The sequence below is a fragment of the Variovorax sp. PDC80 genome (assembly GCF_900115375.1).
In the GTDB taxonomy this organism is placed as follows: domain Bacteria; phylum Pseudomonadota; class Gammaproteobacteria; order Burkholderiales; family Burkholderiaceae_C; genus Variovorax.
The window spans coordinates 266,099-287,080 of record NZ_FOWG01000002.1 but is presented as its reverse complement, the minus strand read 5'-3'; the positions used below and the strand labels follow the sequence as shown (position 1 = coordinate 287,080).

Here is a 20,982-nt window from a genome sequence, read left to right as displayed (position 1 = left end):
GACTCCGCCCGCATGACCCGAGCCAGATCCCGCAAGACCCTGTTCCTGGCCATCGTGCTCGCATTCGGCGTGGCCTTCGGCTGGTACTTCAAGGTGCCCGCGCTCGGCTACTACTGGCTCAGCACCACGCTGGGCGCGGCGCAATGGGCGAACAACGCGCTGTGGCTGCCGGACTACCGGGTGGCGGTCGAGGGCTTGCCGATCCAGGGCCTGACGCGCAACGCCTCGGGCCTGACCTTCAACACCGAGACCGGCACCCTGTTCACGGTGATCAACCGCCCGCCGCAGATCGCCGAGCTCGACACCGAGGGCCGGCTGCTGCGCGTGATCGGGCTCGAGGGCGTGAAGGATCCCGAGGGCATCACCTACGTGCAGGGCGAGCGCTACGTGATCTCCGACGAGGACAGCCACCGCATGTACTGGGTGCAGATCGGGCGCGACACGCGGCAGGTGTCGGTGGCCGGCCGCCCGAGCCTGGGCATCGGCATCGACCGGCTGCACAACAGCAGCTTCGAGGGCATCTCCTGGGACGGCGTGCACAAGCGCCTGTACGTGGTGCGCGAGAAGCTGCCGATGCGCGTGCTGGTGATCACCGGGCTCGACCCCGACACGACTTCCAGCGGCTTCAACATCGACATCAGCGAATGGCAGTCCTCGCGCGCGTCCTCGCTGTTCATGAGCGACCTGTCCTCGGTCACGCTGCACGATGCGACCGGCCACCTGCTGCTGCTGAGCGACGAGTCGGCGCTGGTGGTGGAGTACGCACCCGACGGGCGCCCGATCAGCATGCTGCCCTTGTGGCGCGGCTTCGGCGGCCTGCAGCGCAAGGTGCCGCAGCCCGAGGGCGTGGCGGTCGGGCCCGACGGGCGGCTCTACCTGCTGTCGGAACCCAACCTGTTCTACCGCTTCGAGCGCGCGCCGAAGCCTTCGTAGCCTTGGTCGTCAGTGCGCCGGCATCGAGGCCGAGCGCAGGCCCGCGAACACCCTGCGCTCGCCGGGCATGGTGTAGGTGGCGTCGGGGCGCGGCCCCAGCAGCGAGGCCAGGCTGCGGTCGACGATGACGGTGCGGCGCGCCACGCTGTCGCGCTGGTTCGACAGCCGCTGGGCCACGGCCTCGATGCGGCGGCGGAATTCGGCGTCGAGCGCCTCGGCCGACAGCGCGGCCTCGAGGGCGCGCGCGAAACCGGTGGCGCAGCGGCGCAGCTCGCCACTGGCCTGCAGCAGGTCCGAGGGTTGGTCGCAGCGCAGGCCGGCATCGACCCGGTCGAGCTGGTCCTCGACCTCGCTCAGCAACAACTCGGCGGAAGCACGGGTATCGGGCATGGCATCAGTTCCTTGCGCGGCTCAGGAATTCCTGGGCGTTGGCCAGGAGCTTGTCGGCGATGGCGCCGGAGTCGACCTTGAAGCTGCCGTCGGCGATGGCGGCGCGCACCGCGGCCACCTTCGCCGCGTCGATGCCGTTGCCGGCCGTGGCGGCGGCCTCGAGCGTGCGGGCCGAGGCCGACACGCTGACCGGCGTGCCGGTGGCGTCGCCGGCATCGGCCACCGCGGGCGTGGCGCCCCGGCCGGTCTTCGCGGTCGCGGCCACGCCAGTGGCGGCCGCGACGGCGGGATCTTGCAACGGGTTGATCTTCATGGCGGCTCCTGGCCCCGGGCGGGGGCTTCGTCCCCAGGATTTCGGCCGCCGTTCGACGGACTTGAGGACTTTTTCGAAGTTTTTTGCGCCGCGCCGCTCACATGGAGAGGCGCACGGTGCGCGGATCCTGCACCACCCCGGTGGTGATGCGGCCATTCTCCATGCGGATGCGCACCATCTGGCCGACCACGCCCGGCGTCAGCGCCTGGGCCTCGGTGGCGATCTCGAAGCCCTGGCCCTGGGCCACCACGCGCACCTGGGTGCCGGCGGCGAAAGCCTGGGCCGGCTTCACCATCGACTGGCGCAGCGGCTGGCCGGCCTGCAGCGAGCGCGAGGCGACCTGCCCCACCCACTGGGTGGCCTCGGCCATCACCGGCGAGGGATCGGCGGCCCAGTCGGCCTCGGCCTCGACCGCGTCGGCCGCGCTCAGCACGGTGCCGGGCAGCACGTTGTCGCGCAGCACCCAGGCCGGGCCGAAGGCCTTGATGGTGACCGGCAGGAACACGTTCCAGCGCGCGCCGCCCTCGACGCAGCGCAGCCCGAGCCGGGTGCGGCCCCACAGCCGCAGGCCGGTGGGGATGTAGGGTTCGACGCGGCTGCAGGGCGCGAGGCGCAGCCGGTTGTCGAGCGCGCCGATGGCGACCTCCATGCGCAGCGGCGCGGGATTGGCCGACTGGGCCTGGGCCACGGCGTCGTCGAGCCACTGGCGGGTGCTGGCGGCGAAGGCCTCGCCGGCCTCGGCGCCTTCGGACGGCGCCTGCTGGGCGAAGGCGCTGAAGGCGGTGCCGGCCGCGAGCAGCAGCGCGCCGGCGGCGAGATGGAATGCGGGGATGGCCATGGGCTCCTCCGGGATGTACAGGAACGGAAATGCGGAACGCGCGCGCCTCGGCCCACCGCGCCGCGACCCGCACTGTAGGCAGACCGGCCCGACCCCAAAGCCGCGATAAGGCCGAAAAAGCCGCCGTTCATCCGCGCTTCCGAAATCCGCGCGGCTCCCACAATTTCCGCACGGGCGCTCACGCCCACCCCCTTCGCGAGGACCTAGGCCCATGCTCGACAAACTGACGAACTCACTGGATTTCCAGGCGAAAGCGCTGGTGCTGCGTGCCGACCGCCAGCGCGACATCGCGAGCAACATCGCCAACGCCGACACGCCCGGCTACGCGGCGCGCGACTTCAGCTTCGCCGACGCGATGCGCGAGGCCACGGGCGGCGGCACGCCGCGCGCCGCCTCGGGTGCCGGCGCCGACGGCCGCACCGATGCGCGCCACATCCCGCTGACCTCGGGCGGCGGAACCGGTGGCAGCGGCGCCAGTGGTGGCTACGCGGTCCAGACCCAGCCCTCGCTCGACGGCAACAGCGTCGACCTCGACCGCGAGCGCGCGGCCTTCGCCGACAACGCGGTGCGCTACGAGGCCACGCTGCGCTTCATCAACGGCCAGGGCAAGACGCTGCTCGCGGCCATCCAGGGGCAATAAGCCATGTCGATGTTCTCGATCTTCGGCATCTCCGGCAGCGCGGTCAGCGCGCAGTCGCAGCGCCTCAACGTGGTGGCCAGCAACCTGGCCAATGCCGACGCGGTGGCCGGCCCCGACGGCCAGCCCTACAAGGCGCGCCAGGTGGTGTTCCAGACCGTGGCGCTCGACGGCGAGACCGGCGCCGGCGTGCGCGTGGACTCGGTGACCGAGAACCAGACGCCCGGTCGCAAGGTGCACGAGCCCGCCAACCCGATGGCCGACGCCCAGGGCTACGTGACCCATTCGAACGTGAACGCGGTGGAGGAGATGGTCAACATGATCTCGGCCTCGCGCTCCTACCAGAACAACGTCGAGGTGATGAACACGGCCAAGAACCTGCTGCTCAAGACGCTGCAGATCGGCCAGTGACCGCCACCCCTCCGCACACCCCTCTTCCGGACGCCCGCGCATGACCTCCACCGCCGCCACCTCCAACCTCACCGGCACCACCTACGTGCCGAGTTCGAGCGCGGACAGCAAGTCGATCTCCGCCAGCGGCACCGCCGAGGCGCAGGACCGCTTCCTCAAGCTGCTGGTCGCCCAGCTCGCGAACCAGGATCCGATGAATCCGATGGACAACGCGCAGATGACCTCGCAGATCGCGCAGATCAACACGGTCACGGGCATCCAGCAGCTCAACGACACGATGAAGAACATGAACACCCAGATGTCGGCCATGCAGGTGCTGCAGGCCGGCAACCTGGTGGGCCACGGCGTGCTGACCGAGGGCAACCAGCTGGCCTTCGACACCACGGCCAAGACCGCGGTGGGCGCGATCGAGCTGCCGGCCAAGGCCAGCAACGTGAAGATCCAGGTCACCACGGCCGGCGGCCAGGTCATCGACACCGTCTCGCTCGGCGAGCTCGAGGCGGGCCAGCACGGCTTCACGCTCGACTCCTCCACGTACCCGGCCGACACGCCGCTGCAGTTCAAGGTCATCGCCACCAACGGCAGCGAGAAGGTCGATGCCGTGGCGCTGATGCGCGACAAGGTGGTGGCCGTGGGCAGCGACGCCAGCGGCGGCCTCACGCTCACGCTGCTGACCGCGGGCAAGACGCCCTACGCCAACGTGCACGCCGTTCTCTGACAGACACCCCTTCCCATCCAGCACACAGGAGCCACTCCATGAGCTTTCAACAGGCACTCTCGGGTCTCAACGCCGCCAGCCGCAGCCTCGACGTGATCGGCCACAACATCGCCAACGCGGGCACCACCGGCATGAAGTCCTCGCGCGCCGAGTTCGCCGAGATCTACGCCAGCTCGGCCGGCGCCATCGGCGGCACCAACGTGGGCCTGGGCGTGGGCGTGGCCGACGTCTCGCAGCAGTTCTCGCAGGGCTCGCTGTCGATCACCGGCAACGACCTCGACGTGGCGATCAACGGCGGCGGCTTCTTCCAGGTGAAGGCGCCCGACGGCTCCACCGCCTACACCCGCGCCGGCAACTTCAAGCAGGACAAGCAGGGCAACATCATCACCAACAGCGGCGCGCAGGTGATGGGCTATGCCACCGACGCCAACGGCGTGCGCCAGAGCTACGACGCGATCCCGCTGAAGCTGCCCACCGGCGCGCCCATTCCGGCCAAGCAGACCACCAAGATGGCGGCCGAGATCACGCTCGACGCCAGCGCCGTGGTCGCCTCCACCGCCACGCCGCCGACGCCGATCCGCACCTACGGCACCTCGCTGACCGCCTACGACGCGCAGGGCCTCGAGGTGCCGGTCGGCCTGTACTTCCAGAAGACCGCCAACAACAGCTGGAACGTCTACACCAGCGTCAACGGCAGCGACCCCGCGGCCTCGACGCCGTTCCAGCTCAACTTCAACGCCGACGGCAGCCTCAACACCACCACCTCGACGGTGCCCGCGATCACGCTGTCCTCGCCCAACGACCCGACGCGCACCTTCACCGCCTCGCTGGACCTGAGCAAGATGACCCAGGTCAACGCGCGCTTCGCGGTCTCGGACCTGACGCAGGACGGCTACACCGCCGGCCAGCTCACCGGCATCAAGATCGAGGACACCGGCGTCATCACCGCCACCTACTCGAACGGCCAGACCCAGGCCGCGGGCCAGGTCGCGCTGGTGAACTTCCGCAATGCCCAGGGCCTGGCGCCCAGCGGCTCGGGCTACTGGGTCGAGACCGCGTCCTCGGGCCAGCCGGTGCGCGGCGCGCCCGGCGAAGGCACCTTCGGCCAGCTGCGCTCGGGCGCGCTGGAGGAATCGAACGTCGACCTCACGGCCGAGCTGGTCAACATGATGAGCACGCAGCGCGCCTACCAGGCCAATGCGCAGACCATCAAGACGCAGGACCAGGTCATGTCCACGCTGATCAACCTGCGCTGATCGAACGCACCGGAAGCGACGCGCGATGGACCGCCTGATCTACACCGCCATGAGCGGCGCGAGCGCCGCGGCGCAGCGCCAGAGCGTGCTCGCCAACAACCTGGCGAATGCCTCGACCCAGGGCTTTCGCGCCGAGCTCTCCACCTTCCGCGCGGTGCCGCTGCGCGGGGACGGCGCCAGCACGCGCGTGTTCGCGATGGAAGCCACCTCGGGCCACGACGACAAGCCCGGCGCGATCCAGCGCACCGGCCGCGCGCTCGACATGGTGGCGCAGGGCCGCAGCTGGTTCGCGGTGCAGGGCCTCGACGGCACCGAGGCCTACACCCGCGCCGGCGCCTTCCAGGTCTCGCCCGAAGGCACGCTGATGACCAGCTCGGGCCTGCCGCTGTTGTCCGACGGCGGCGCGCCGATCGACGTGCCGCCGGGCTCGGAGCTGTCGGTGGGCAGCGACGGCACGGTCAGCGCCAAGACTGGCGACCAGCCCTCCTCCACCCTGGGCCGCCTCAAGCTGGCCACGCCCACGGCCGACGACCCGCTGCGCCGCGGCGAGGACGGCCTGTTCCGCACCGCCTCGCAGGAGCCGCTGCCCTCGGACGCCACCGCGCGCGTGGAGACCGGCGCGCTCGAGGGCTCGAACGTGAACCCGATCGAGACCATGGTCGGGATGATCGCCGCCGCGCGCCAGTTCGACAGCCAGCTGCGCCTGCTGCAGTCCGCGCAGGACTCCGACAAGTCGGCCGCGCAGCTGCTCAACGTCCAGGGCTGATGCCCATCGCAAGAGAAAGACCCTCGCCATGATCAATTCGCTCTGGATCTCCAAGACCGGCATGGAAGCCCAGCAGACCCAGCTGGACGTGATTTCGCACAACCTCGCCAACGTCTCGACCACGGGCTACAAGCGCGCCAACGCGGTGTTCGAGGACCTGATGTACCAGAACCTGCGCCAGGTCGGCGCCAACAGCACCGAGCAGTCGCAGCTGCCCACCGGCCTGCAGCTGGGCCTGGGCGTGCGCACGGTCGCCACCAGCCGCTCGTTCTCGCAGGGCAGCATGCAGCAGACCAACAACCAGTTCGACCTCGCGATCAAGGGCAACGGCTTCTTCCAGGTCACGCAGCCCGACGGCACCATCGGCTACACGCGCGACGGCTCGTTCCAGGTCGATGCGCAGGGCCGGCTGGTCACCTCCTCGGGCCTGCCGGTGGCCAACGGCATCACGGTGCCCGCCACCGCGACCAGCGTCAGCATCTCGAGCGACGGCACGGTCTCGGCCACGCTGTCGGGCAATGCCACGCCGCAGAACATCGGATCGCTGGCGATCGTCAACTTCATCAATCCGGCCGGCCTCGAGCCGCTGGGCGAGAACCTCTATGCCGAGACCGCCGCCTCGGGCCAGCCCAACGGCGGCACCGCGGGCACCAACGGCCTGGGCACGGTGATGCAGGGCTTCCTCGAGACCTCGAACGTGAACGTGGTGCAGGAGCTGGTCTCGATGATCCAGACGCAGCGCGCCTACGAGATGAACTCGAAAGCCATCCAGACCAGCGACCAGATGCTGCAGAAGCTGGGGCAGCTGTGAGACTTTCCCTGTTTCGCGCGGCCTTCGCCGCCCTCGCCCTGGTCGTGGCCGGCGGCTGCACCACGCTGGCCAACACGCCGCAGGTCGAGATGCCCTCGACCGCGCCGCCGCCCGTGAGCGCCTCGCCGATGGCGGCCGTGCCGCGCCAGGCCACGGGCAGCCTGTTCCGCACCGCGAGCTACCGGCCGCTGTTCGAGGACCGGCGCGCGCGCATGATCGGCGACACGGTGACGATCTCGATCGTCGAGAACGTGAGCGCGAGCCAGAAGTCGACCTCGACCATCGGCAAGACCAGCAGCGTCGACACCGGCATCGCGGCCCTGCCCTTCTTCGCCGCCAACTCCTTCGGCCGCGCCAGCGCCAATGCCGAGTCGGCCCACAACTTCGCGGGCAAGGGCGGCACCGAGAGCGCCAACACCTTCCAGGGCTCGATCACGGCGACGGTGATCGACGTGCAGCCCAACGGCCACCTGGTGGTGACCGGCGAGAAGCAGATCGGCGTGAACCAGAACGTGGACGTGCTGCGCTTCTCGGGCACCATCGATCCGCGCTCGATCCAGGCCGGCAGCAACGTGCTGTCGACGCAGGTGGCTAACGTGCGCATCGAGTCGCGCGGCCGCGGCGCGCAGCAGGAATCGCAGGTCATGCCCTGGCTGGGCCGCTTCTTCATGAGCGTGCTGCCGTTCTGAGGATGCACGACGCCATGGCCCTTTCACCGAAGCACCGCCTGCGCCGCCGGCTCGCCGCCTTCTCGTTCGGCGTGGCCGGCATGCTGCTGCTCGCGCTCGGCCCCGCGCAAAAGGCGCATGCGCTGCGCATCAAGGAAGTCGCCGCCGTGCAGGGCGTGCGCAGCAACCAGCTCACGGGCTACGGCCTGGTGGTCGGGCTCGACGGCACCGGCGACCAGACCACGCAGATGCCCTACACCACGCAGAGCGTGGCGAACTACCTGCAGCAGCTGGGCATCACGCTGCCCGACAACCGCGCCTCGCAGCTGCAGCTGAAGAACGTGGCGGCGGTGATCGTCACCGCGCAGCTGCCGGCCTTCGCGCAGCCGGGCCAGCAGCTCGACGTCAACGTCTCCTCGATGGGCAATGCCAAGTCGCTCAAGGGCGGCACGCTGGTCGCCACGCCGCTGCGCGGCGCCGACGGCGAGATCTACGCGCTCGCGCAGGGCAACATGGTGGTGGGCGGCGCCGGCGCCTCGGCCGCGGGCAGCAAGGTGCAGATCAACCACCTGAGCGCGGGCCGCGTGCCCAACGGCGCGCAGGTGGAACGCAGCGTGCCCTCGCCGCTGCTCGATGGCGACAGCGTGAACCTCGACCTCAACGCGGTCGACTTCCAGACCGCGCGCCGCGTGGCCCAGGCCATCGACCGCAAGCTCGGCACCGGCACCGCACGCGCCATGGACGGGCGCACGGTGCAGGTGCGCGCGCCCACCGACGCCAATGCGCGCGTGAACTTCATCGCCGAGCTCGAGGAGCTCACGCTCGAGGCCAGCACGCCCGCGGCCAAGGTGGTGATCAATGCGCGCACCGGCTCGATCGTGCTGAACCAGGCCGTGACGCTCGGACCCTGCGCGATCGCGCACGGCAACCTGTCGGTCACGATCAGCTCGGCGCCGGTAATCAGCCAGCCCGCGCCGCTGTCGGGCGGGCGCACCGTGGTGGCCGAGCAGGCCTCGATCCAGATCAAGCAGGAGCCCGGCACCATGATCCAGGTGCCGGCCGCGCCGCTGCTGGCCGACGTGGTGCGCGCCCTCAACTCGCTGGGCGCCACGCCGCAGGACCTGCTCGCGATCCTGCAGGCCATCAAGGCCTCGGGCGCGCTGAACGCGGAACTCGAGGTGATCTGATGTCGATGCAGACCTCGCTGTCCGCGATGTCCATGTCGCCCTCGACCGGCCAGGGGCTGGCGGCCGACGCGCGCTCGCTCGACGCGCTCAAGCTCGCGGCCAACGGCAACGACCCGAAGGCGGTGCGCGAGGCGGCCAAGCAGTTCGAGTCGCTGTTCATGCGCGAGCTGATCAAGAGCATGCGCGAGGCGACCATGAAGTCGGGCCTGCTCGACAGCGACGGCGAGAAGCTCGGCACCGACCTGCTCGACCAGCAGTTCGCGGTGCAGCTCTCGGGCCTGCCCGGCGGCCTCACCGACGCGATCACGCGCCAGCTCACGCAGCAGATGAGCGGCACCGCCAAGGCCCCGACCATCGCGCTGGGCGCCGAGGCCGCGCGCATCAAGCCGGCCGCCAACCAGCGCAGCTTCGTCGAGCAGCACGACGATGCGGCCGAGCGCGTGTCGCGCGAGACCGGCATTCCCGCCAGCTTCATGATCGGCCAGGCCGGCCACGAGACCGGCTGGGGCCGCAGCGAGATCCGCCACCGCGACGGCAGCCCCTCGCACAACCTGTTCGGCATCAAGGCCGGCGGCAGCTGGACCGGCCCGACCGTGGCCGTGACCACCACCGAATACATCGGCGGCGAGCCGCGCAAGGTGACGGCGCGCTTTCGCGCCTACGACTCCTACGAGGAGTCGTTCCGCGATTACGCGCGCCTGATCGGCAACTCGCCGCGCTACGAGAAGGCGCGCGCCAGCGTGAGCTCGGTCAGCGCCTACGCGAGCGAACTGCACCGCGCCGGCTATGCCACCGACCCGGCCTACGCGGCCAAGCTCAGCCGCGCGATCCACACCACGCTGAAGATCCAGCGCACCTGAAGCGCACAGGCCAGTCCCCGAGAAAGATCCCGCCATGAGTCTGCTCAACGTCGGCGCCCGCGCCCTGCTCGCGAACCAGGTCGCGCTGTCGACCACCGGCCACAACATCGCCAACGCCAGCACCGTCGGCTACTCGCGCCAGACCGCCGTGATGGGCCAGGTCGCGGGCCAGTACACCGGCAGCGGCTACATCGGCAAGGGCGTCGAGGTCACGACCATTGAGCGCGCCCACAACGAGTTCCTCACGCGCCAGGCCGCGGCCGCGCAGTCGGTGCAAGCCATGGACGCCACGCGCGCGGCGCGCCTGTCCTCGCTCGAGGACATCTTCAAGGGCGGCAAGACCGGCCTGGGCGCGGCCGTGTCGGACCTGCTCAACGCCTTCTCCGACATCGCGAGCGCGCCGACCGACGTGACGGCGCGCAACGTGGTGCTCACGCGCGCCGACGAGATGGCCGCGCGCATGCGCGATGCCCAGACCCGGCTCGACGACCTGCAGAAGGGCGTGAACTCGCAGCTCGGCGACGCGGTGCGCAGCATCAACGGCTTGGCCGCGCGGCTGGCCACGCTCAACGAGCAGATCGCGCGCGCCAGCGGCGGCGGCCAGAGCCCGAACGACCTGCTCGACCAGCGCGACCAGCTGCTGCGCGAGCTCAACCAGCAGGTGCAGACCACCACCGTGCAGGCCGACGACGGCTCGCTCAGCGTGTTCGTGGGCAGCCAGGCGCTGGTGCTGGGCAACAAGGCGGCGCAGGTCGCGATGAGCACCGACGACGCCAACCAGAGCAAGCTGACGCTGATGCGCAGCGGCCTCTCGACGACCATCGACGAGGCCACGCTCGGCGGCGGCGCGGTCGCGGGCCTGCTGCGCTTCCAGAACAGCGACCTGGCCGAGGCGCGCGACGGCCTGGGCCGCATGGCGCTCACCCTGACGACCGAGATCAATGCCCAGCACCGGCTCGGCGTGGACCTCGACGGCAAGGCCGGCGGCGATTTCTTCAAGCCGATCGCGATCCCCGATGCCATGGGCGCCGCGAGCAACACCGGCAACGCGGTGATCGGCGCCACGGTGTCCAACACCTCGGCGCTCGCGGCCTCGAGCTACCAGGTCAAGTTCGGCGCGGGCGGCAGCATCGAGGTGCAGCGGCTGTCGGACGGCAAGACCACCAGCTTCGCGGGACCGATGCCGATCGAGATCGACGGGCTCAAGCTCGACCTGAAGTCGGGCAGCGCGGCCGAGGGCGACAGCTTCGTGCTCAAGCCCTATGCCTCGGCCGCCGGCGACATGGCCACCGTGCTGCGCTCGGCGCGCGGGCTGGCCGCGGGCAGCCCGGTCGAGGCGCGCGTGGGCACCGGCAACACCGGCGGCATGGCGGTCGGCAGCCTGGCCGCGACCTCGGCCAATGCCAACCTCAACCAGCCGGTCACGCTGACCTTCAACGGCGCGGGCGGCTTCGACGTGTCGGGCAACGGCACTGGCAACCCGACCAGCGTGCCCTATGTGGCGGGCCAGCCGATCAGCTACAACGGCTGGACCATCGTGCTGTCGGGCACGCCCAAGGCCGGCGACACGATCACCGTGCAGGCCGCCACCACCGCCTACGGCGGCAGCAACGCGGGCAATGCGCAGGCGCTGCTGGCACTGCGCGACAAGACGGTGTTCGACGGCGCCCCCATGACCGACGGCTATGCCGCGCTGATGGCGCAGGTCGGCGTGCGTTCGCAGAGCGCGCAGTACGCGGCCGAGATCTCGGGCTCGATCGCCACCTCGCTCGAGACCGACCGCACCAGCCAGGCCGGCGTGAACCTCGACGAGGAAGCCGCCAAGCTGCTGCAGTACCAGCAGGCCTACCAGGCCTCGTCCAAGATGATCCAGATCGCGCAGAGCATCTTCGATTCGCTGCTGCAGAACATGAACTGACCCGGGAGACAGGAAGAACCATGACAGCCACCCGCCTCGCCAGTGCCACCACCTACGACAACGCGGTGCGCCAGCTCACCACGCGCCAGTCCCAGCTCTCGAAACTGCAGGAACAGCTCAGCGCCAGCAAGAAGGTGCTGCGCCCCAGCGACGACCCGACTGGCGCCGCACAGGCCGAGCGCGCCATCACGCGCATGGCGCGCGTCAGCACCGACCAGCGCGCGCTGGAACTGCAGCGCAACGCGGTCTCGACCGCCGAGTCGACCCTGGGCAGCGCGACCGCGGCCATGGCCGAGTTCCGCACGCTGGTGGTGAACGCCGGCAATGCCACGCTGTCGGCGGCCGACCGCGCCACCATCGCGCAGCGCCTGACCACGCTGCGCGGCCAGCTGCTCGGCTATGCCAATGCGCAGGACAGCAACGGCCAGTCGCTGTTCGGCGGCCTGGGCAGCACCGCGGCGCCTTTCGTCGACAACGGCAGCGGCGTGCGCTTCGACGGCATCGCGGGCCAGGCCGGCGCCGCCAGCGACACCGCCATCCCCTCGATGCTCGACGGCTACGGCACCTGGATGGACGTTCCCACCGGCAACGGCGTGTTCACCGTGAGCCAGGCCGCCGGCACGCGCAACGTCTACAGCGACGCCGGCAAGGTGGTCGATCCCTCGGCGCTGACCGGCCACGGCTACCGCGTCGCGTTCAGCGTCGCCAACGGCGTGACCACCTACGACGTGATCGACACCACCACGCAGGCCACGCTCAAGTCGGGCCAGCCCTACACCGCGGGCCAGGCGATCGAGTTCGCCGGGATCTCGCTCACGGCCAGCGGCGTGCCGGCCGACGGCAACGCTTTGACCGTCGCGCCCAGCGGCAAGACCAGCCTGTTCGGCGTGCTCGACCAGGCGATCGCGGGCGTGAAGGACGGCAGCAACAGCAGCGGCCAGCTGGCGCAGAACGTGGCGCAGTCGCTGGTGCAGATCGACGCCGCGAGCGCGCGGCTGTCGGCCTCGCGCGGCCGCGCGGGCGACCTGCTGAACCAGGTCGACAGCATCTCCGACCGCCAGTCCTCGCGCAGCCTGCAGCTCGAGGCCGACCGCTCGCGCGCCGAGGACCTCGACACGATCCAGGCGCTGTCCGACTTCAAGACCCAGCAGACCGCCTACTCCGCGGCCCTCGGCTCCTATGCCGAAATCCAGAAACTCTCGCTGTTCAACTTCATCGGCTGACGCGGCGTGACCGCCCTTTCGTTCTTTCTCTCCTTCTCGTCTTCATGTCTCAATCGGTACTCGGCAGCCTGACCTTCGGCTACCGCCCGTTCTGGAACCGGCCGCGCGCGCTCGCGGGAGTCCAGCTGTTCGTCCACGAGGACCGCCAACGCATCGACGGGCGCCACCTGCTGCGCACGCTGGCCGAGACCTGGAACGCCGATTCGCCGACCCTGCTGCTGTCGATCCAGACGCCCGAGTTCCTGCGCGACATCGCGAGCAGCGCCGAGGCGGCCGGCCCGATGCTCGAGATTCCGCTCGGCTGGATGCAGGACGCCGGCCTGCGCCCCGCGGTGCGCGCCGCCGCCCGCCGCGGCGTGCGCATGGTCGCGAGCGGCGTGCCGACCCAGATCCCCGATGCCGAGGCCGCGCCCTGGTTCGAGCGCCGGCTGCTGCGGCTGGCACCGGAAGACGCGATGGACGCGCTGCGCCTGGCGCAGGTGGAGCGCGACACCACGGTGTTCGACCGCGGCATGACGCACCCCGGCGAGAGCAGCCCGGTGCGCCCCGATGCGCTGATCGACGGCGTGGCCAGCCGCGCGCTGGCCGAGCATGCGCTCGACCAGCAGAACGCCTGGGCCGTGGCCGGCTGGCCCAGCGAGGACGTGCTGCACGGCTACGGCGGCCAGCCGCTGCCGCCGACGCGGCGCGCCATCGTGCGCGTGATGAACGCGATCGACGCCGAGGAATCGCTCGAGCGCATCGACCAGCTCGTGAGCCGCGAGGCGGCGCTGGTCTATGCGCTGATGCTCTACCTGAACTCGCCCGGCCTGGGCCTGCCGAACCGCGTGGCCTCGCTGCGCCACGGCTTCATGATGATCGGCTTCCAGCGCCTGAGCACCTGGCTGTCGCAGCAGCTGCCGACCGCCAGCGAGGACGCCAACCTGCGTCCGCTCAACACCTCGATGGCGATGCGCGGCCACCTGGTCGCGCAGCTGATGGACGCCGGCATCGAGGACGACCTCAAGCGCGAGGTCTACCTCTGCGGCCTGTTCTCGCAGCTCGACCTCGTGATGGGCGAGCCGCTGCGCACCAGCTTCGGCCGCATCCCGCTGACCGACCGCATCGTGGCCGCGACCATCGCGCAGAACGGCCCCTATGCGCCCGCGCTGCAGCTCGCGACCGCGCTCGAATCGAGCAACCCGACCGCGCTGCGCAACCTGCGCCGCACCCATGCGGTCGATGCCGAGGAAGTCAACCGCGCGCTGCTGCGGATGATCGCCGCGGGCGGGTTCTAGGCCAGCCCTCCTCCATTGGGAGGAGCCCGCCTTTTTTTTGCCTGCCGACCCGCTTTTTTCCTCAAGTCTTCCGCCGCCGCGCCGAAAAAGCGGACATGCGGCCCCACGTGGCCGCGCCCAGGAACCGGAGAACAGCATGTCGAGCATCCCGCAACGACTTTTCATCCACGGCCCCCGGGCCTGAAGGCCATCCGTGTCCAGTTCGGCATCGTCGTTGGCCCTCGATCTCAACGCCCGCCCGCCGGGCTACTGCAGCGCCGCGCGCGCGCTGACCATCAACCGCCTCCAGCAGCCGGCCACCCAGGCCAGCAACGATGCCTCGGCGGTGCTCGACTTCGCCGCCAGCTGCCCCGCCTTCACCATGGCCTTCCAGCCCATCGTCGACGTCGACAAGGGCGAGGTCTACGCGCACGAGGCGCTGGTGCGCGGCATCCACGGCGAAGGCGCCGGCCACATCCTCGGGCTGGTGCATGCGCGCCACCGCGTCGAGTTCGACCGCGCCTGCCGCGCCAAGGCGATCGAGCTCGCGGCCGGGCTGCGCATGGCCTCGCGGCTGAGCCTCAACGTGATGCCCAACGACACCGGGCGCCAGGGCGAATGCTTCCAGAGCGCGGTCGAGACCGCCGAGCGCTTCGGCTTCCCGAAGGAGCGGCTGATCTTCGAGGTGACCGAGTCGGAACGCGTCGAGGACCTGCCGCACCTGGTGAAGGCTTTCGAGATGCACCAGCAGCACGGCTTCTCCTCGGCCATCGACGACTTCGGCGCCGGCTTCGCGGGCTTCGAGCTGTTCGTCGCGCTCAGGCCGCACATCGTCAAGCTCGACATGGAGCTGATTCGCAACATCCACACCGACGGCGTGCGGCGCGCCGTGGTCAAGGGCTTCGTGTCGACCTGCGGCGAACTCGGCATCCACGTGGTGGCCGAGGGCGTGGAGATCATGGAAGAGGTGGTGGCGCTGCGCGAGCTCGGCATCCGGCTGTTCCAGGGCTACCTGTTCGCGCGGCCGGTGGTCGAGACGCTGCCGGCGGTGAACTGGGAGTGGGAGCAGCGCTTCGACTAGGGCCTGTTAACACTATTCAAGGGGTCGCGTTGCCCCGCAAAGGGGCTGGATGCAAGGCGCCCGCGCGCAGCAAGGCTGATGCCTTGCAAGCGCGGGCAACGCCGCAGACGGCCCCTTTGCGGGGCAACCCGGAGGGAAGCTCGCCAAAGCCCGCCCCTCGGCGTTGCGCTCCTAGCGTGTGCGGACGCACACGCGTCGTCGCGCGCCTTGATGGGCGGGCTTTGGCGAGCTTCGCGACCCCTTGAATAGTGTTAACAGGCCCTAGCTCGCGAACCAGTCGCGCGCCGAGCGGCCCTGGTCGGGGCCCAGCATCGAGAAACCGCCATCGACCGGGATGTCGGCGCCGGTCACGAAACGCGCCGCGTCCGAGCACAGGAACAGCACCACCTGCGCCACGTCGTCGCCGTCGCCTGCGCGGCCCAGCGGATGCAGCGGCGCCGCCATACGGTCGGCCTTGGCGCGGTCGCCGCCGGCCATGCGCGAGAGCGCGTCCGACCAGGTCCAGCCCGGCGACACCGAATTCACGCGGATGCGCCGCGGCGCCAGGGTCGCGGCCTGGTTGCGCGTGAGCTGCAGGATCGCCGCCTTGGCCGCGGGATAGAGCGCGCGGTCGGCGGTGCCGAACTTGCCGCCCACGCTGCCCATGTTGACGATGGCGCCGCCCTGCGCGGCCAGCGCCTCTGTCGCCTTGTGCACGAGCAGCGCGCCCGACACCAGGTTGACGTTGAGCGCGCTCAGCCACTCGGCGCGCTTCGCGCCCATGCCGCCGTCGTTGTAGACCACGGCGTTGTTGACCAGGCAGTCGATGCGGCCCTCGATGCGCAGCGCATCGGCCACCAGCGCGTCGAGCGCCTCGTCGTTCGCGATGTCGCAGGCGGCGAAGCGGCAGGCCGCGCCGAGTTCGGCCGCCAGCGCCTGGCCGCGCGCCGCGTCGATGTCGACCGCGACCACGCGCGCGCCGGCCTGCGCCAGGGTGCGCACGATGGCGCTGCCCAGCATCGCGGCGGCGCCGGTGACGATCGCGACCTTGCCTTGCATGTTCATGAGATGTCCTTCATCGGTTCAGGGGCCCATCTGGGCGAGTGCGTCCTCGACGCCGATCACCTGCGCGAGCATCGACAGATTCTCCAGGCTCGCGGCATGCAGGTGCGGCTGCGCCGTGTTGCAGGCATCGGCCACCACCGCCACGTCGTAGCCCAGGTCGCTCGCATGGCGCGCGCCGTGCTCGACCACGTGGTTGGTCGCGATGCCCGCCACGTAGAGCCGGTCGGCGCCGGTGGCGCGCACCGCCTGCTCGAGCCCGCTGGCCCAGAAGGGGTTGTTGCGCTTGTGCGTGACCACGGCCTCGCCCGGCAGCGGCGCGAGCTCGTCGTAGAACTCGGCGCCCCAGCTGCCCTCCTGCACCGCGCCGCTCTGCGCCACGCGCCGGAACAGCGTGCAGTTGTCGAGGCAGTCGACGTAGCCGGGCGCGAAGGCGATGCGCACGAAGATCACCGGCACGCCCGCGGCGCGCGCGCCCGCGATCAGCCGGCCGGCCGAGGCGATCAGCCGCGGGCGTGCCGGATCGTCGGCCGCGACGCCCACGCGCACCTTGCCGTCGGCGTGCAGCACGTCGTTCTGGTAGTGCATCGCGAGCAGCGCGGCCGTCACACGAACACCTGCAGCGCTTCGTGCGCGGCGTCGCAATTGACCAGCTCGACGCGCTTGAGGTGGATGCGCAGCTCGCCCTCGTGGCGGCGCAGCGTGTGCAGCACGCTGCCGCCGAACATGCGCTGCTCGGTCTTGCGCCATTCGAGCAGCACGAAGGTGGAGCGCACGGTGCAGCCGCCGTTCTGACCCTCCTCGCGCGCCTCGATGCCGATGTTGCCCACCACGTGCACGGTGCGCGTGGGCGGCTGCTGCGAATAGGCCCGCGCCTGCTCGAGCCGGCGCGCGCGCATCGAGCGCAGCAGCGCGTCCTCGCAGAACAGCGAGGCATGGTTGAGGTGGTCGGCCTGGCCGTGCACCAGCGGCACCCAGTACAGGCCGTCGGGCGTGAACAGGCGCTGCCATTCGTCCCAGCGATGCTCGTCGAGCAGCCGCGCCTCGTGGTGCAGGAACTGCGTGATCTCCTGCTGTTCGTTCCAGTCGAGGAAGTTCATGCGGCGCTCCCGGTGTCCACGCCCATGTACTTGGCCCAGGCGCCGAACATGTTGCGCGCGGGCATCTCGCTGTTGCCATTGGAGGCGCGCCCACCGGGCAGCGGCTGGTCGCGTCCCACGGCGCGGTGCATGCTGACCCAGTCGCCGCCGTCCGAACCCAGGCCCTCCTGCACCCGGTTGTAGGCCTCGAGGTCGTCGGGCATCACGTTCGACGAGGGCGAGTTGACGATGTTCGTGTACTTGAGCGTGCGCTGGAAGGTGGCCTCGGGCGCGCCCTTGAGCCGGAAGCTGAAGATCTCGACCAGCGTGCGGTCGACCGACAGCGGCCGGATCACGCGGATCTGCTGGAACGAGGTGTGGGGCGAGCAGCTCGGGTAGACGATGGTGTTGTGGCGGTTCACACGCAGGATCTGGTCGGCGCGCTCGGCGCCCTGCGCCGCCTCGAGCGCGGCCACGTAGGCCAGGCTCACCGGGTCGGTCGGCGGCACGAAGATGCCTTCCATGAAGCCGTGGCCGTTGTCGTAGCCCTTGAGCTCAAGCTTCTCCCAGAACTCGAGCGGCTCGCCGTTGCCGTCGACGATCACCACCTCGAAGGGTTTCTGCGTGCCGGCCGGCATGGCCTCGAACTCCTCCTTGGCCGCGCGCCACGACGACTCGTGCGTGGCCACCGCATGGATGGTGTCGTGCAGGTTCTCGAAGAAGATCTTCCAGTTGTTGCGCTGGATCACGCGCTGCACGCCGCCGGCCACCTCGACCTCGCCCTCGGGCGCGCGGTCGCAGAAGTTGTCGAGCGAGGTGGCGACGCCGCCGAGGAACTCCTTGAGCTCGGGCCCTTCCTTCGACAGGCTCGCGAACACGAAGCCGCGGTGGGTGGCGACGCGCGCCACGTTGCGCACGCCGTACTGCGGGTCCTTGAGGTCGAGCCCCGTGTCCTCGTAGCCGCTGCGCAGCGGCACCGACAGCAGGCTGCCGTCGCACTTGAAGGTCCAGCCGTGGTAGAGGCAGCGCAGGAACTTGCCGGCGCTGCCGCTGCCGTCGGGCACGATCTTGGCGCCCTTGTGCGGGCAGCGGTTGAACATCACGTGGATCTGGCCGTCGGTGTGGCGCACCATCACCACGGGCTCGCGGCCGAGCCGGGTGGTGAAGTAGTCGCCGGGCTTGGGCACCTGGCTCTCGTGGCCGACGTAGAGCCAGGCCTGGCCGAACACGCGGTCCATCTCGAGCTCGAAGATCGCGGGGTCGGTGTAGACGCGCTTGTGGACGCGGTCGGGCTGCACGAGGGACTGCAGGTCGATGGTCATGGATGGGTCTCCTGGAATCGTGGGATCAGATGTCGAGCACCAGCTGCGGCGTCCTGGCGCGCGACACGCAGGTGCAGATGGTGCGCCCGTCGGCTTTCTCGCGCGGGCTCAGGTTGTGGTCGCGGTGGTCGGGCACGCCCTCGACCACGTCGACGGCGCACACGCCGCAGTCGCCCTGGCGGCAATCGTAGAGCGGGTCGAGCCCCGCGGCGATCAGCACGTCGAGCAGGCTCCGGCCCGGCGGCACCGTCAGCAGATGGCCCGAGCGCAGCGTGCGCACCTCGAAGGCCGCGTCGCCGGCCTGCGCGAGCGCGCCCGCGAACAGCTCGAAGTGCACGTGGTCGTCGGCCCAGCCCTGGACACGCGCGGTGTCGACCACGGCCTGTACGAGGCCGCGCGGGCCGCAGACGTGCAGATGGCGCCCGGGCACCGGCGCGGCCAGCAGCGCGCGCAGGTCGAGGCCGCGCGCGGGATCGCCGCCGTCGTGCACCACGCGGCCGCCGAGCGCGCGCACCTCGTCGAGGTAGGCGGTGGCTTCGGGGCTGCGCGTGGCGTAGTGGAACTCGAAGGCGTGGCCCTGGGCCACGAGCGCGCGCGCCATGCACAGCAGCGGCGTGATGCCGATGCCGCCCGCGATCAGCAGCGGCGCGGCCTCGCCCCGGCGCAGCGCGAAATCGTTGCGCGGCGCCTGCGCGAGTACGCGCGCGCCCTCGGCCAGGCCATGCATCCAGGCCGAGCCGCCCGCGCCGTCGGGCTCGTGCAGCACGGCGATCTCGTAGCGGTCCGGCGCGCCATGGGGTTGCGCCAGCGAGTACGCGCGCTGGCCGGCCTGCCCGTTGGGCTGCATCACCTGCACGCCCAGGTGCGCACCGGGTTCGAACGGCGGCAGCGCCTCGCCGTTCGCGCTGCGCAGCACGAAAGCCTTGATGGCCGGCGTGAGCGCGCTGACCGAGGCCACCACCAACTCGAGCATGGAAGGCGCGGTGCTCATCCGAGCGGCAGCGCCGGGTCGGCGATGGTCAGCGCGGTGGACTTGGCCCAGCGCGGCATCAGCGTGTTCGACGGCAGCGTCTCGTCGACCAGCTTGCGCGCCGTCTCCACGCCGGCCACCGGCAGGCCCTTCGGATCGAGCAGGCCGATCTGCGCGAGCACGCTGGCCTGGTCCCAGTAGATGTGTTCGTGGTAGAGCTTGTCGCCGCGGAACTTGACGATGGCCACCAGCGGGATCTCCACCGGCCGGCCCGTGGGCGCGATGCCCGGCAGCATCCAGTCGATCTCGACCGTGTGGGTGAAGCAGAACAGCATCTCGTCGACGATCTGCGTGGCGCCCACGGTGCGCGAGATCGGCGTGAGCCGCGTGTCGGGCGGCGTGGTGGGAATGAAGTGGTGCTTGTAGAAGCGCGACAGCTCCTTCGCGCCCACGCCGCCGGTCATGGTGGGGATGTGGTTGACGTAGGGCTCGGCGACCATGGTGCCCATGGTGGCGACCACGTCGCGCGTGGCGAACTCGTACTCGCAGTGCTTGTCCCACAGCGCCGACAGGTCGTAGACCGGGCCGATCGCCTCCTTGAACAGCGCCATGGAACGCTGGTGCGCCATCAGCGTCGAGGGCTTGTCGAAGTGGTCGCCGCCGGTGCGCGCGAAGGCATGGTCGACGCCGGGGTAGACGTACATCTGCGCGCCGGGCCGGCCCGCGAAGGCCTCGAGCACCTGGGCGCGCGCCTCGGGCGGGCAGAACTTGTCGAGCTCGGCGAAGTGCAGCGCGATCGGGCACGCGATCTTCGGCACCAGTTCGAGCGCGCCCTCGATGCCGACGCCGTAGTAGCCGACCGCCGCGTCCACGCCCGAATGCGCGGCCGCGAGGTAGGCCAGCTTGCCGCCGAGGCAGAAGCCCAGCGCGCCGACCTTGCCGGTGCAGGCCGGGTGTGCGCGCAGCGCCTGCACGCTGGCGGTCACGTCGGCGATGCCGGCCTCGATGTCGAACTGCTGGAAGAAGCCGAAGGCGCGCTGCCAGTCCTCGGGCGAGTAGCCGAGCTCGACGCCGGGCTCCATGCGCCAGAACAGGTCGGGCGCGAGCACCACGTAGCCTTCCTCGGCATAGAGGTCGGCCACCTCGCGCACGTAGTCGTTGATGCCGAAGATCTCCTGGCACAGCACGATGCCGGGGCCGCGGCCCGAGGCCGGCAGGGCCAGGTAGCCGCGGAAGCTCTGCGCGCCGTCGCCGGCCGGGATGTCGATGTAGTGGCTCATCGGGGTGTCTCTTTCGAAGGGGTG

At 70.5% G+C, this 20,982-nt stretch carries 23 protein-coding genes; 14 read left to right on the top strand and 9 right to left on the bottom strand.

Going from position 1 to position 20,982, the window contains the following annotated elements; genetic code table 11:
- Positions 1–12: 12 nt before the first annotated feature.
- Complete coding sequence (locus BM109_RS07000) at positions 13–933, top strand: SdiA-regulated domain-containing protein (RefSeq protein ID WP_093341654.1); 921 nt, start codon at positions 13–15, stop codon at positions 931–933.
- 9 nt (positions 934–942) lie between these two features.
- Here the strand turns inward: BM109_RS07000 and BM109_RS06995 are convergent, their stop codons facing one another.
- The 3 genes from BM109_RS06995 to flgA form a co-directional block, all read right to left on the bottom strand.
- Positions 943–1,323 (bottom strand): hypothetical protein, encoded by a 381-nt coding sequence (locus BM109_RS06995; RefSeq protein ID WP_143129102.1) that lies wholly within the window; start codon positions 1,321–1,323, stop codon positions 943–945.
- A 4-nt stretch (positions 1,324–1,327) separates the two neighbouring features.
- Entirely contained in the window at positions 1,328–1,636 is a 309-nt protein-coding gene (gene flgM, locus BM109_RS06990; RefSeq protein WP_093341650.1) for a flagellar biosynthesis anti-sigma factor FlgM, read from the bottom strand.
- A gap of 97 nt (positions 1,637–1,733) precedes the next feature.
- On the bottom strand, positions 1,734–2,474 hold the full coding sequence (gene flgA, locus BM109_RS06985) for a flagellar basal body P-ring formation chaperone FlgA (RefSeq protein WP_093341648.1): 741 nt from the start codon (positions 2,472–2,474) through the stop codon (positions 1,734–1,736).
- Between the two features lie 211 nt (positions 2,475–2,685).
- Between flgA and flgB the strand changes: the two genes are divergently transcribed.
- The 13 genes from flgB (at position 2,686) to BM109_RS06920 (ending at position 15,266) form a co-directional block, all read left to right on the top strand.
- Positions 2,686–3,114: a flagellar basal body rod protein FlgB gene (gene flgB / locus BM109_RS06980; protein WP_093341646.1), complete on the top strand. Its 429-nt coding sequence runs from the start codon at positions 2,686–2,688 to the stop codon at positions 3,112–3,114.
- A gap of 3 nt (positions 3,115–3,117) precedes the next feature.
- A complete protein-coding gene (gene flgC / locus BM109_RS06975; RefSeq protein WP_057595352.1) occupies positions 3,118–3,522 on the top strand; it encodes a flagellar basal body rod protein FlgC in 405 nt (134 codons plus the stop codon).
- A gap of 40 nt (positions 3,523–3,562) precedes the next feature.
- A complete protein-coding gene (locus BM109_RS06970; protein ID WP_093341644.1) occupies positions 3,563–4,240 on the top strand; it encodes a flagellar hook assembly protein FlgD in 678 nt (225 codons plus the stop codon).
- A gap of 38 nt (positions 4,241–4,278) precedes the next feature.
- Positions 4,279–5,496 carry a flagellar hook protein FlgE gene (flgE, locus tag BM109_RS06965; protein WP_093341642.1) on the top strand — a complete coding sequence of 406 codons (1,218 nt, stop codon included), beginning with the start codon at positions 4,279–4,281 and terminating at the stop codon, positions 5,494–5,496.
- A 25-nt stretch (positions 5,497–5,521) separates the two neighbouring features.
- Positions 5,522–6,262, top strand: a complete 741-nt coding sequence (flgF, locus tag BM109_RS06960) for a flagellar basal-body rod protein FlgF (RefSeq protein ID WP_093341641.1) — start codon at positions 5,522–5,524, stop codon at positions 6,260–6,262.
- 28 nt (positions 6,263–6,290) lie between these two features.
- A complete protein-coding gene (gene flgG / locus BM109_RS06955) occupies positions 6,291–7,073 on the top strand; it encodes a flagellar basal-body rod protein FlgG (RefSeq protein WP_057595348.1) in 783 nt (260 codons plus the stop codon).
- Complete coding sequence (locus tag BM109_RS06950) at positions 7,070–7,762, top strand: flagellar basal body L-ring protein FlgH (protein ID WP_256222406.1); 693 nt, start codon at positions 7,070–7,072, stop codon at positions 7,760–7,762. The genes flgG and BM109_RS06950 overlap by 4 nt, the downstream gene beginning before the upstream one ends.
- A gap of 14 nt (positions 7,763–7,776) precedes the next feature.
- The gene (locus BM109_RS06945; protein ID WP_093342429.1) at positions 7,777–8,928 is read left to right on the top strand and encodes a flagellar basal body P-ring protein FlgI; all 1,152 of its coding nucleotides are present in this window, start codon (positions 7,777–7,779) and stop codon (positions 8,926–8,928) included.
- 5 nt (positions 8,929–8,933) lie between these two features.
- Positions 8,934–9,788, top strand: a complete 855-nt coding sequence (flgJ, locus tag BM109_RS06940; protein WP_093342427.1) for a flagellar assembly peptidoglycan hydrolase FlgJ — start codon at positions 8,934–8,936, stop codon at positions 9,786–9,788.
- A 34-nt stretch (positions 9,789–9,822) separates the two neighbouring features.
- Positions 9,823–11,706, top strand: coding sequence for a flagellar hook-associated protein FlgK (flgK, locus tag BM109_RS06935; RefSeq protein ID WP_093341639.1), 1,884 nt, complete (start codon positions 9,823–9,825; stop codon positions 11,704–11,706).
- Positions 11,707–11,726: 20 nt separating this feature from the next.
- Positions 11,727–12,929 (top strand): flagellar hook-associated protein FlgL, encoded by a 1,203-nt coding sequence (gene flgL / locus BM109_RS06930; RefSeq protein WP_093341638.1) that lies wholly within the window; start codon positions 11,727–11,729, stop codon positions 12,927–12,929.
- 44 nt (positions 12,930–12,973) lie between these two features.
- Positions 12,974–14,206: an HDOD domain-containing protein gene (locus BM109_RS06925; protein ID WP_093341636.1), complete on the top strand. Its 1,233-nt coding sequence runs from the start codon at positions 12,974–12,976 to the stop codon at positions 14,204–14,206.
- Positions 14,207–14,399: 193 nt separating this feature from the next.
- Positions 14,400–15,266: an EAL domain-containing protein gene (locus BM109_RS06920; RefSeq protein ID WP_256222405.1), complete on the top strand. Its 867-nt coding sequence runs from the start codon at positions 14,400–14,402 to the stop codon at positions 15,264–15,266.
- Positions 15,267–15,527: 261 nt separating this feature from the next.
- Here BM109_RS06920 and BM109_RS06915 read toward each other — a convergent pair whose 3' ends face one another.
- From BM109_RS06915 to BM109_RS06890, 6 genes are read right to left on the bottom strand one after another with little or no spacing between them, the layout of a single operon-like run.
- Complete coding sequence (locus tag BM109_RS06915; RefSeq protein ID WP_093341635.1) at positions 15,528–16,310, bottom strand: SDR family oxidoreductase; 783 nt, start codon at positions 16,308–16,310, stop codon at positions 15,528–15,530.
- A gap of 18 nt (positions 16,311–16,328) precedes the next feature.
- Positions 16,329–16,916, bottom strand: a complete 588-nt coding sequence (locus BM109_RS06910; RefSeq protein ID WP_093341633.1) for a cysteine hydrolase family protein — start codon at positions 16,914–16,916, stop codon at positions 16,329–16,331.
- Positions 16,913–17,407, bottom strand: coding sequence for an aromatic-ring-hydroxylating dioxygenase subunit beta (locus BM109_RS06905; RefSeq protein ID WP_093341632.1), 495 nt, complete (start codon positions 17,405–17,407; stop codon positions 16,913–16,915). Before BM109_RS06905 ends, BM109_RS06910 begins: the two co-directional genes overlap by 4 nt.
- The gene (locus tag BM109_RS06900; RefSeq protein ID WP_093341630.1) at positions 17,404–18,708 is read right to left on the bottom strand and encodes an aromatic ring-hydroxylating dioxygenase subunit alpha; all 1,305 of its coding nucleotides are present in this window, start codon (positions 18,706–18,708) and stop codon (positions 17,404–17,406) included. Before BM109_RS06900 ends, BM109_RS06905 begins: the two co-directional genes overlap by 4 nt.
- Before the next feature lie 25 nt (positions 18,709–18,733).
- Complete coding sequence (locus BM109_RS06895; protein WP_093341629.1) at positions 18,734–19,699, bottom strand: PDR/VanB family oxidoreductase; 966 nt, start codon at positions 19,697–19,699, stop codon at positions 18,734–18,736.
- Positions 19,696–20,958 carry a dienelactone hydrolase family protein gene (locus BM109_RS06890; RefSeq protein WP_093341627.1) on the bottom strand — a complete coding sequence of 421 codons (1,263 nt, stop codon included), beginning with the start codon at positions 20,956–20,958 and terminating at the stop codon, positions 19,696–19,698. The genes BM109_RS06895 and BM109_RS06890 overlap by 4 nt, the downstream gene beginning before the upstream one ends.
- Between the last annotated feature and the right edge of the window lie 24 nt (positions 20,959–20,982).